At 58.3% G+C, this 11,148-nt stretch carries 9 protein-coding genes and 1 pseudogene; 7 read left to right on the top strand and 3 right to left on the bottom strand.

Features of this window, described 5'->3' with window-relative positions:
* The coding region (locus tag L0H65_RS07345) for a saccharopine dehydrogenase NADP-binding domain-containing protein (RefSeq protein ID WP_301458185.1) at positions 1-797 on the bottom strand (797 nt) is incomplete at its 3' end.
* A gap of 175 nt (positions 798-972) precedes the next feature.
* Here L0H65_RS07345 and L0H65_RS07340 point away from each other — a divergent pair.
* Positions 973-2,223, top strand: coding sequence for a lipoprotein-releasing ABC transporter permease subunit (locus tag L0H65_RS07340; RefSeq protein ID WP_301458186.1), 1,251 nt, complete (start codon positions 973-975; stop codon positions 2,221-2,223).
* Positions 2,216-2,896, top strand: coding sequence for an ABC transporter ATP-binding protein (locus L0H65_RS07335; protein WP_301458184.1), 681 nt, complete (start codon positions 2,216-2,218; stop codon positions 2,894-2,896). Before L0H65_RS07340 ends, L0H65_RS07335 begins: the two co-directional genes overlap by 8 nt.
* 4 nt (positions 2,897-2,900) lie before the next feature.
* Here the strand turns inward: L0H65_RS07335 and L0H65_RS07330 are convergent, their stop codons facing one another.
* Complete coding sequence (locus tag L0H65_RS07330; RefSeq protein ID WP_301458183.1) at positions 2,901-3,914, bottom strand: acyltransferase family protein; 1,014 nt, start codon at positions 3,912-3,914, stop codon at positions 2,901-2,903.
* Between the two features lie 126 nt (positions 3,915-4,040).
* On the bottom strand, positions 4,041-4,172 hold the full coding sequence (locus tag L0H65_RS07325) for a hypothetical protein (RefSeq protein ID WP_301458182.1): 132 nt from the start codon (positions 4,170-4,172) through the stop codon (positions 4,041-4,043).
* Between the two features lie 1,124 nt (positions 4,173-5,296).
* On the opposite strand from L0H65_RS07325, the gene L0H65_RS07320 reads away from it, so the two are divergent.
* From L0H65_RS07320 to L0H65_RS07300, 5 genes and pseudogenes are all read left to right on the top strand, one after another.
* A complete protein-coding gene (locus L0H65_RS07320; protein WP_301458181.1) occupies positions 5,297-5,527 on the top strand; it encodes a hypothetical protein in 231 nt (76 codons plus the stop codon).
* On the top strand, positions 5,524-6,144 hold the full coding sequence (locus L0H65_RS07315) for a DUF1819 family protein (protein WP_301458180.1): 621 nt from the start codon (positions 5,524-5,526) through the stop codon (positions 6,142-6,144). The genes L0H65_RS07320 and L0H65_RS07315 overlap by 4 nt, the downstream gene beginning before the upstream one ends.
* Positions 6,141-6,743 (top strand): DUF1788 domain-containing protein, encoded by a 603-nt coding sequence (locus L0H65_RS07310; protein ID WP_301458179.1) that lies wholly within the window; start codon positions 6,141-6,143, stop codon positions 6,741-6,743. Before L0H65_RS07315 ends, L0H65_RS07310 begins: the two co-directional genes overlap by 4 nt.
* 4 nt (positions 6,744-6,747) lie before the next feature.
* On the top strand, positions 6,748-10,269 hold the full coding sequence (gene brxC, locus L0H65_RS07305) for a BREX system P-loop protein BrxC (RefSeq protein WP_301458178.1): 3,522 nt from the start codon (positions 6,748-6,750) through the stop codon (positions 10,267-10,269).
* A pseudogene (locus tag L0H65_RS07300) lies at positions 10,269-11,148 on the top strand (class I SAM-dependent DNA methyltransferase); the annotation flags it as partial. The gene brxC and the pseudogene L0H65_RS07300, both read left to right, overlap by 1 nt.

Genomic DNA, 11,148 nt, shown 5'->3' with positions numbered 1-11,148 from the left:
AAATGTGCCAGATGCCGCAACCGCGCGAGCAGATTCAGCAAGCGGTGCAGCAGTTCCGGCACCGGTCCCGCCCCCATCCACAGGCTGCCAATTCCCGGCATCTGCGCCGGGATCAGCCGCAAATCCGGCACATCGACCAAGGAAAACCGCAGGTTGCGCAAGGGGATGCGCCCCGGCACCGCCACAGTATAGCGCAGGCTTTCACCCAGACCGATCCCGGTGGCCGCAGCCCCATTGCGGCGCAAAGCAACATCCTGCCCGGCATAGCCCAGAACCGCCCGCATCACATTCATCCCGATCCCGGCATAGGGCGACGGCGCGATCCCGCCGCGAACCTGCTGAATATCCATGGTTTTCGCCATTTCCGCCAGAACCGCCGCCGTCAACACGGGAAAGCTGCTGACCCCGGACAGCACGAACACCCCCGCCGCGCGGGCGCTGGCATCGAAATGGCCGATACCGGACACGAAATCCGACCCATCGGCAAAATCCATGTAGTTCACGCCTTGCGCAATCGCCGCCTCCACCACGCCATAAGGTGTGGCCCCGTAAGCCTGAAACGGGCCCGACGCATCGACGATCAGATCCGGTGCCTCATCCGCCAACACCTGCACCACATCGGCACGGTCCAGCACCAGCGGGCGCAAACGCGCGCGTCCGGGCCAGCCCTTGCAAAATGCGGCGGCCTTTGCCCCATCGCGCCCGGCGATCAGCAGTTCCAACCCTTCGACATCGGCCAAAAGCCGCGCCAAACGGCCACCGAACACACCATATCCACCCAGTATCAACAATTTCATCGCAGGCTTCACCCTCATTGCTATCGCACCACTTCATCAGCCCGCGCACGCGGGAGCAACCCTGCGTGAAGCCACAGCCAAGGCTTGACCCGACCCAGCTTTTCAAGCAGGTTCCGCCCGAGTTTTGCAGGAGCATCCGACCGTGAGCACCCCGCCCTTTGCGCCGTTTGAATGGATGATCGCATGGCGCTATCTGCGTGCCAAGCGGGCCGAAGGCGGTGTTTCGGTGATGACATGGATCAGCTTGCTCGGGATTACCCTGGCGGTGTTCGCGCTGATCGCCACGCTCTCGGTGCGGGCAGGTTTCCGGGCGGAGTTTGTGGATACTATCCTTGGCAGCAATGCCCATATCACCATCTACGCCTCGCAGCATCAAACTGCCGATGGCCGCACCGTCCGCAGTTTTGAAGACTACGACAGCCTTGCCGATCACATCAAAAAAGCGCCCTTCGTGACCCGGGCAGCCCCTATGGTGCGCGGGCAGGTGATGGCGAGTTTCAATGGCCGCACCAGTGGCGTCGAAGTCTACGGGATGCGTGAAGCCGATGTGCGCTCCATCCCCCGCGTGGGGGAGGATGGGGCGGATGCTTACGGCGATCTGAACCGTTACGATGAGGGCATCGCCATCGGCTCTGGTGTTGCGCGCGAATTGGGCGCGACCATCGGCGACCGTATCCGGCTGATCTCCCCCGACGGTGCCAAAACCGCCTTTGGCACCAGCCCGCGTGTGGCCTCGTTCGAAGTGGTCTATGTCTTTACCGCAGGCCGCTATGATATCGACCGCACCCGGATTTATATGCCGCTGGCGGCGGCGCAGGACTATTTCAACCGCGAAGGCATGGCCGATGAAATCGAAGTCATGGTCGCCCATCCCGAAGCGGTGGAGGACGCGGTGCCGGGGGTGCTGAAAGAGATGGGGCCCTATGGCAATTTGTGGACATGGCGCGACAGTTCCGGCAGCTTCCTGCGCGCGCTGACGATTGAAGATAATGTGATGTTCGTCATCATGTCGGTTCTGGTGCTGATCGCGGCAATGAACATCGTATCCGGCCTCATCATGCTGGTGAAAAACAAGGGCCGCGATATTGGCATCCTGCGCACCATGGGTCTGACCGAAGGCTCAATCCTGCGGGTGTTTTTCATCTGCGGCGCTTTTACGGGGATCATCGGCACGGTTTGCGGGGTGGCATTGGGCTGCCTGTTCGCCGTTTACATCGACCCGATTTTCTCCTTCGTGAATTATGTTGCCGGCGGCGGCGTGTGGGATCCGTCGATCCGGGGGATTTACGCGCTTCCTGCCAAGCTGCAATGGCATGACGTGCTGTCGGCGGTTGCGCTTTCGCTTGGCCTCTCGTTTGTCGTCACCATCTTCCCCGCGCGCCGAGCGGCGCGGATGAACCCGGTAGAGGCGCTGCGCTATGAGTGAACCGTTGCTTTCGCTGGAAGCGATTACCAAAGCCTATAACAAGGGCAAACCCGCCGAAGTACAGGTGTTGCGCGGTGCGACCCTGACGGTGGCCAAGGGCGAAGTGGTGGCGCTTGTTGCCCCTTCCGGTGCAGGGAAATCCACGCTTTTGCACATCGCAGGGTTGCTCGACACGGCGGATAGCGGCCAGATGCGCCTAGGTGGTACAGATTATGCCGGCCTTTCCGATCAGGCCCGAACCGAGACGCGGCGGCGCGACATCGGCTTCATCTACCAGTTCCACCACCTGTTGCCGGAGTTCTCGGCGCTGGAAAACATCACGCTGCCGCAGCTTGCAAATGGCACCCCCAAGCCGCAAGCCGTTGCCCGCGCGAAGTTGCTGTTGGATCAGGTGGGCATTGGCCCGCGCGCCGACCACCGCCCCGCCGCCCTTTCGGGGGGCGAACAGCAGCGCGTCGCCTTTTGCCGCGCTTTGGCGAACCAGCCGCGCCTGTTGCTGGCGGATGAGCCGACTGGCAACCTTGATCCCGCCACCTCGGATCAGGTCTTTTCCGCGTTGATGGCGCTGGTGCGGGAAACCGGGCTGTCCGCCCTGATTGCCACCCATAACATGGAGCTTGCGGCAAGGATGGACCGTGTGGTGCGGCTGGAAGCCGGGCAAGTGGTGCTGTAATATTTCACACCGGCCGCGCGCCCGCTGGCCCTGCGCGCTGTGCCATTGGACCAAAACCCAACCATCGCGACAGACCAAACCGCTGTGCGGCGTGAACAAGCAGCAATGGCCCGATGACCCCTGCCGCTGTGCCAAGCACCAGATGCAGCGCCAATCCGTCAAACCCAAACCGTGTCAGGATCATTCGGGCCGCACCGGTGAAAATGATATGGCTCAGATAAATTGGCATCGTCAATTGCCCCAACCGTTCCAACCGGGCGACAACGGGCGCAGGGCCGCGCAGATTGGCGAATATCAGCACAAAGCCCAGTGTCGCGGTGGCCGTTGCCAGCGCCGCCCAAAGGTGCCCTTCCTCCGGCAGGTGAAATGCCAGGATCGCTTGCCCGAGCAGGAACAGCAACGCCCCCGGCAGTGCGAAACCCTTGCCCAGCAATGCCGTTCTCGGCACAATCATCGCCAAAACGATTCCGGCGAAAAATGGCGGCAGATAAATGACGCTCGGCCACAGGAAATTGAACGGTGCAACGTTGATCCACCCCATCAGCGCGGTGAATATCATCGCGCCAATCACCCAGAAGCGCAGGTGGCGCGGGATTTGGGCCGCAGCGTAAGCCAGCAGGCTCAGCGTAAAAAGTGCCAGCAAAAACCAGTAAATCCCCTGTGAGGGAAAGGGCGCGCGCAACACCTCAAACGGCGTCAGCAGTTTGCCCTTCAGCGGCGCATGTGCCAAAAACCGCAAGCCCGCATCAAGCCACGCCCAAAGCACCATCGGCCAGATCAGCAGCATCATGCGGCTGCGCAGAAAAACAAGAGGCGGCAGCTTGTCGGAGAAGAAAAGGCCCGAAAGCAAGAAGAATACCGGCATATGAAACAGATAGGTCGCGGCATCGACACGCGCGAAGAGCGCCTGATCCGGCATCAGCCCCGCCGTTTCCAACCCACGCCAAACATGGCCGAACACCACCAGAAGAATGGCCGCACCTTTGACCACATCAAACCCGGAAAGACGTATCGACATCGGCATCCTGCTCGCACTAAGTACCTGCGTTTCATGCCGAAATTGCGAGCGATTTGTCAAAGAGAAAATGGCAAGACAGAGCCGGGGCAAGCCCCGACTTGCGCTGTTCCGAGGATGTTTGCGCCGCTATTTGATTTTTTTGCCCGCGATGGTGGCCGCATCCTTGCCGGCATTTGAATTCGCCGTGGCGAGAACCTTCGGCACTTCCTTTTTGGGCTTCTTGGTTTCCTTGTTGCCTTTGTTCTTTTCTTTGGACATGGGATGTTCCCTTCGACCAGAGTTCCGCTTTGGCCAACGCCGCGCGGATTGTTGCCGCTGTGATCCCAGCAGGCATCAGGGGCGGCGCCATGGGGCCGGAGCCTGTTGGATGAATGTGGGCTTGGGATGAGGGAAAGGCAAGAGTTAGGGTGAGGTTTTACCCCACCATTTTTCGCGGTGGTCGGCGGTGTGCCGGGTGAACTCCACCCCTACGGTTACTGTAGGGATAAGTTGGTATTTTGATCTGATGAATGTATATGGGTCATCGTACCTCAGCGCATAAGGTATGCGCCTGAATGACCCAGCATAACGGGACGCCATAGTCAAAAATGTGTTTTCGTTATTTGGTTTGTCTTGCGAAGGCAACTCTCGCAAAACCCATACATCAGGGTATTGATTTTCATCCGGAACGGAATTGACTTTTCGACGAGAAGTGAGCCACCTCTGATCACGGATTTTGGTTAATTCCGCGGTCAAGCGTGCCCGTCGTCGAACAATATGGAACAGCCGAGCTGATTTTTGGGCGGAGGTCACTGGCTCACCAGGTTCAATTTACGCTGCTTGCCGCTGATGGTTCAAACCGCGGTTATGGATGGTTTGCTTTTTGATCCGCCTCCTTTCTGCCAAGATGGTTTTGGCACGACCGAAGTAGATGTCGGCTGGGGCGGATTAGCTGAACGCGCGGCGTATCGTCAACGGAATGGATAAGGCTGCGGAAATGGCGGCAATGGCGCGGCGATATGAGGCCGATCTCCTGGCGGAAGGCTTCGGCGCTAAGCCGAAAGATCGATAGAGCCATCGACTTGCGCACTCGGCTAGGACAGAAGGAAGGTGGCACCGTTGTACCGTTTCCGAGCAAACCAAAGTGGATGAGGTGGCATACCTATCTCCGGCTGCGGGCGCAAAGCTTGGCATTGGAAAAAGAAATTTGGGAAGCAGAGGAGGCAAGGCTTCCTAAACGAACCTGATTACACTCAGAAAGCTTTGGGAATCCCAAACGATTCAGATTTTTCTAGAAACGCATTAAACGCAAAGTAGGCCCATTCACGATCTAGTGGAGCTCGAATTGACCTCGACACCTTGTTGTGAGGGACAAATTTTTGAGCCTATAGTCACTGGAGCCGATGGAAAGGAACTACGTGCCACACAAACATGTCAAACAGCTGAACTGGTACGCGGAGTGGCGCAACGCGTTCAAGGGGCTTCGGGTGTTCTGGCATGGACGGATCAACCTCTCAGACTCGATGGAAACCTTTGGCATTTCGCTTCCGGCTGCGCGTCCATCACAGGATCAGCAAATTGTGCTTTTGAACCCTGAAGTGCTCGCGCGCCAACCCACGGTGGCTTCTGTATGACGTCCGCCGATCCGTCACATTACAAGATGTCCTTCTCGACAGGGGGTCTCTTCTTGAACGAAACGCTGGCGGTCGCGCGGCTGCACGTGGCTGGCGAGCCATGGTCGGTAACAATCAGCCGAGCGCTTACCGAGGGGGCGACCTCGCTGCCCAAGGCGGCTTCGCAGCGCCGCACCCTGCGCGAAATCGTGAATCGCCTTTCGACGCTCACTGACATGGAGCGCGACTACCTTCTCACAGAAGCTGATCGCGGCGATCAACTCGCCTTGCTTTGGTTGGCTACCTGCCGCGCATATCGTTTCGTCCGTGAATTCGCGACCGATGTCCTGCGTGAGCGTTATCTGTCGTTTCAGCTCGATCTGCCTCTGGAAAGCTTCGACATCTTGTTTGCAGCCAAGGCGGAGTGGGATGAGGGACTGGCGAGCATCAGCCCCTCAACCCGCGCAAAACTTCGGCAGGTTTTGTTTCGGATGATGCGTGAGGCACATGTCATATCTGACGATAGCAGGATCCAGTCTGCCATTGTCTCTTCCCGGCTCAGGGCGATGCTTGAGCAGGATTGCCCTGCAGACCTCGTGCTGTTTCCGGGGCTTGCCCGTGATGGAGGTGCTTCGTGAACAAACCGACCAGCCGCAAAGAGCGTGCAGAACATCTCTTCAAGGTAGTTACCAGCCAGCGGTTCCTGACAAAGCAGGGTCTTGGCAATGAGGTGCCGTTTTTCATCTGCCCCTACCCGGCAGAAGAGGGGCTGTCGATGAATGAGGATCGGCTGGCTCTCGTGACGCGGATTACACATGCAGGTATCGCCGTGCTGGATCTCAGTCTGTATGACCTGTCTCTCGGCATCTTGGAGGAACGGGGTATTCTGGATCAGATCCTCGAGATTGAAAGCGACACCGACAAGCGTGAAGTCCGGGAACTGCTGCAGTCGGTGCTGGACCCTAAGGCCAATCTGATCCCGAGGATCGGGGAAGCCATTGAGGCAACGCCACACGACGTCATCTTTTTGTCGGGCGTAGGCGAGGTCTATCCGTACATCCGCTCGCACAACGTGCTGAACAATCTGCAAAGCACAGCCAAGGACAAACCGACCGTTTTGTTTTTCCCGGGCAGCTATACCCATGCGCTTGCAACAGGGGCCTCGCTCGATTTGTTCGGGCGCCTGCATGACGACAAGTATTACCGGGCCTTCAACATCCTGAACTACGAGGTTTGATCCAATGGCGATTTCGATGCGTGACATTTTTGAAAAGCCCGTAGACCGCGCCATTGATGGCGTCATCAAGGCTGATGATGAAGCGAGCCTTCGGGTTGAACTCGACGAGTATGTCATCACTGGCGAAATCGGGCAGCGGCTCGAGCAATTCCTTGATGCCTACAACAATTACAAGACTGCGAACGGCGTCTGGATTTCTGGGTTTTTTGGCTCGGGCAAATCGCACCTCCTGAAGATGCTTGCCCTGCTTTTGGAAAACCGGGAAGTCGACGGGGTGAAGGCATTCGACATCTTCGCCGAAAAGCTGAAAGATGAGCCGATGCTGGCCGGCGCATTGCGCAAGGCCGTGTCGATCCCATCAAAGTCGATCCTGTTCAACATCGACCAGAAGGCCGATGTGATCTCGAAAACTGACGTCGATGCGCTTCTGGCAGTGTTTCAGAAGGTATTCGACGAGATGTGCGGCTATTATGGCAAGCAGCCCCATATCGCGCAGTTCGAGCGCCAGCTGGACGAGCGAAACCAGTTTGAAGCGTTCAAGTCAGCGTTTCAGGAGATCTCTGGCAAGCCTTGGGAGACGCGCGGCCGGGAAGAGGCTCTGCTCGAAGGGCGCAGTATCGCTGCCGCTTTTGCGCAAGCGACAGGCACGGATGCCGCGGATGCCAAGGATATTCTTGCGCAATACCGCAAGGACACGCGGGTCTCGATCGAAGATTTCGCCAACACGGTAAAAGCCTGGATTGACCGGCAGGTCCCGAACTTCCGCCTCAACTTTTTTGTGGATGAGGTCGGGCAGTACATCGCTGACAATATCAAGTTGATGACCAACCTTCAGACCATTGCCGAAAGCCTGAACACAAAGTGCAAGGGCCAGGCTTGGATCATCGTGACGGCTCAGCAGGCGATCACCGAAGTGGTGGGCGACATGACAGCGCAGCAGGAAAACGACTTCTCCAAAATTCAAGCGCGGTTCAGTAACCGAATGCCCCTGAACTCCGCCGATGTGGCAGAGGTGATCCAGCGCCGTCTTTTGTTTAAAAGCGATGCAGCCCAGATCATGCTGGGCAACCTGCATGACAAGGAAGAGAATAACCTCAAGACCTTGTTCGACTTTTCGGATGGCTCGATCCGCTTGAAGAACTACCGAGACCGCAAGCATTTCATCGCAAGCTACCCATTCCCACCCTATCAGTACACGCTGTTCCAGATGGCGATCACATCGCTCTCGCAGCACAATGCCTTCGAGGGCAAGCACAGCTCAGTCGGGGAACGCTCGATGCTGGGCGTATTCCAGGAGGTAGCCAAGGCCCTTGCTGATCGCCCCGTTGGGGGACTTGCGACCTTCGATCTGATGTTCGAGGGGATCCGCACAGCGCTGAAATCTGCTGTTCAGCAATCGATCCAGATCGCTGAAAAGAACCTTGATGATCCGTTCGCTGTCCGGGTGTTGAAAGCCTTGTTCCTTGTCAAATACGTCAAGGAATTCAAACCGTCGGTTCGCAACATCAGCATTTTGCTGCTCTCAGAATTCGAAGCCGATCAAGTGGGCCAGCGCCGCAAGATTGAGGAGGCTTTGGGCGTTCTCGAGCGCAACACGTATATCCAGCGCAACGGCGAAGTTTATGAATTCCTGACCAATGAGGAAAAGGACGTTGAAGCCGAAATCAAGGCGCTTGATGTCGATCCGACAGAGATCAGCAAAGAGCTGGAAACTCTCGCTTTCGATACGATCCTTCGGCACCGCAAGGTCAAGCATCTGGCGACCGGCTACGAATACGCTTTTAGCCGCAAGCTCGACGATCACCTGCTGGGTCGGGAATACGAGCTCTCGATCAACATCATCAGCCCCTTCAATGACGATGCCGCTGCGCCCGATGCTGTTCGCATGCGCAACATGGGGCGCGAGGAACTGGCCATCGTGCTTCAGCCCGATGTCCGGTTCATTCGGGATCTGACCCTGTTTCGGCAAACCGACAAGTTCATCCGACAATCCCGCAGTGGCTCGCCACAACCTGGCCGTGACCGGATCATCCTTGAAAAGGGCGAGCAGAACGGTCGCCGCGCGAAAGACCTTGAACTGAGACTTCGCAAGCTGATGGCCTCTGCGCGCCTCTTCGTGCGCGGTGACGAGCTGGACATCGGTGGTGACGAGCCGCAGGACCGCGTTGTGAAGGCGTTTCAGGCGCTCGTTGACAAGGTTTACGTCAACCTGTCGATGTTGCGCGGCGTGAACTATGTCGAGGCCGACATTGCTAAAGCTGCCAGCCCGGCAGGGGGCCTCTTTGGAGACGCCGGGACTGGGCTGACCGAAGCTGAGCAGGATGTTCTGCACCACGTTCAGGGTCAGGCCCGCAACGGCGTAAAGGTATCGGCCAAATACTTGACCGAGCGCTTTGGTGCGAAGCCCTATGGCTGGCCCACAGTTGCAACGCTTTGCCTTGCTGCCAGCCTGTCCGGAAAGGGCAAATGCGAGGCACGCTCGGATGGCACCTCTCTGGAAGGCGCCGATCTGGCACGGGCACTGAACAACAGCCACATGCTTGGCAATGTGCTTCTGACCCCGCAGCTGGAGTTCACCCCTTCGCAAATGAAGGCCGCGAAGGACATGTACAAAGAGCTGTTCGGCCTGCCTGCCGACGGTTCGGATGCACGGGTTCTGGGCGCCGAATGGTCAGACAGCATTCGCAAGCTTGCGGATGAGCTGAACCAGCGTGTCATCGAAAAGTTCAAGTATCCTTTCCTCGCAGCACTTGAGCCCTTTCGCGATCAGATCGTCGCCATGATCGGCAAGCCTGCGACCTGGTACATAACGGAACCGGTCAAACAGGAAAATGAGCTACTCGATGCCAAGGAAGGCATCCTCGACAAGATCCGCAGCTTCATGGGCGGGGCGCAGCTTGAAATCTATGACGATGTCCGCGATTTCCTTCAGACGCAGGATGCCAATATCAGCTATGTAGACGCCGCCGCCGGGGAAAAGCTGCGCGCGGCGCTGCGCGATCCCGACTGCTACAAAGGCACCGCGATCCAGTCCCTGAAATCCGATCTCTACGCCCTGAAGGACAGGGTCGAACTCGACGTCCTTAAGGAACGCAAGGCGGTGATAACGGCAGTAGAGGAGTGTGCCAGCAAGGTGGCCCAAACGGCGGAGTTCCTCGCTTTGACGCCTGATCAGCAAGATAAAATTCGCCACAGCTTGGATAACCATAAGGCTGGCCTTGAATCCGTCACCATGATCCCGATCCTGCGGGACCGGGCGAATGGCGCGCGCTCCAGCCTGATGCAGCAGGTGCTGGCCGATATCTCGCGGATGGCGCAGCCCGCCACACCCGCACCGGCAACCCCGGGCATGAACGACCGGCAGGCCCCGGCGCCCAAGCCCCCCACATATGTCAACGCGTCCGACATCAAGGTGGCGTACCCGCGGACCTATCTGGCCGAGGAAGCGGATGTCGACGAATACGTGAATGAACTGCGAAAGACCCTGATGGCGCAGATCCAGCAGGGCAAGAAGGTGATCGTCTGATGGATACCAACGCTCTCAAGAAGTTTGCGCAATCGGCGCGCAACCTGGCAATCGATCAGGTCACTGCAAAACTGGCCCTTGTCCTTGACCCGTCCTCGCCCGTGCGGCGCGAACACGCAGCTGCGATCAAGAAACTGGATGCCGCCATCGCGCAGAATGGCAAGCAACAGGTCATCGAACAGGTCGCCTATACCTGGTTCAACCGCTTCACCGCCCTGCGTTTCATGGATGCCAACGGCTACACCAACCCGCGCGTTGTCTCGCCCGCTGATGGGGCCACGCGCCCTGAAATCCTGTCCGAGGCACTGGCGGGCAACCTGCCTGATGGCGCGCCAGATGCCATTGCCGCCCTGCTGTCCGGGCGCACGCCCTCGAACGATCCGCAGGCCGAGGCGTATCGGCTGCTGCTGGTCCATGCCTGCAACCAGTGGCACGGCCCCATGCCCTTTCTGTTCGAACAGATCGACGACTTCACCGAACTGCTGATGCCCGAGGATCTGCTGTCGCAAACCTCGATCCTGGCCGAGTTGCGCAAGGTGATGACCCCTGATGCCTGCCAGGATGTCGAGATCATCGGCTGGCTTTACCAATTCTACATCTCGGAAAAAAAGGATCAGGTCTTTGCCGGCCTGAAAAAGAACGTCAAGATCACGGCCGAGAATATCCCCGCCGCCACGCAGCTGTTCACGCCGCATTGGATCGTGCGCTATCTGGTGGAAAACTCGCTGGGGCGGCTGTGGCTGCTGAACCGGCCCGCCAGCACGCTTGCCGCCAAGATGGACTATTACATCGCCCCGGTTGAGGCTGAGACGGACTTTTTGCGCATCAACCGTCCCGAGGATATCCGCATCTGCGATCCGGCCTGTGGGTCGGGGCATA

Origin of the sequence: Pseudorhodobacter sp. (assembly GCF_030452865.1) — a bacterium.
Lineage (GTDB): Bacteria > Pseudomonadota > Alphaproteobacteria > Rhodobacterales > Rhodobacteraceae > Pseudorhodobacter.
The sequence above is the reverse complement of the archived record's forward strand: the minus strand, read 5'-3'. Positions and strand labels throughout refer to the sequence as shown.

Bases quoted from the DNA above. Each gene is read 5' to 3' on its own strand.
- L0H65_RS07335 (WP_301458184.1), top strand. From the start codon at position 2,216: ATGAGTGAACCGTTGCTTTCGCTGGAAGCGATTACCAAAGCCTATAAC.
- L0H65_RS07320 (WP_301458181.1), top strand. From the start codon at position 5,297: ATGGAAAGGAACTACGTGCCACACAAACATGTCAAACAGCTGAACTGG.
- L0H65_RS07340 (WP_301458186.1), top strand. From the start codon at position 973: ATGATCGCATGGCGCTATCTGCGTGCCAAGCGGGCCGAAGGCGGTGTT.
- brxC (WP_301458178.1), top strand. From the start codon at position 6,748: ATGGCGATTTCGATGCGTGACATTTTTGAAAAGCCCGTAGACCGCGCC.
- L0H65_RS07330 (WP_301458183.1), bottom strand. From the start codon at position 3,914: ATGTCGATACGTCTTTCCGGGTTTGATGTGGTCAAAGGTGCGGCCATT.
- L0H65_RS07325 (WP_301458182.1), bottom strand. From the start codon at position 4,172: ATGTCCAAAGAAAAGAACAAAGGCAACAAGGAAACCAAGAAGCCCAAA.
- L0H65_RS07315 (WP_301458180.1), top strand. From the start codon at position 5,524: ATGACGTCCGCCGATCCGTCACATTACAAGATGTCCTTCTCGACAGGG.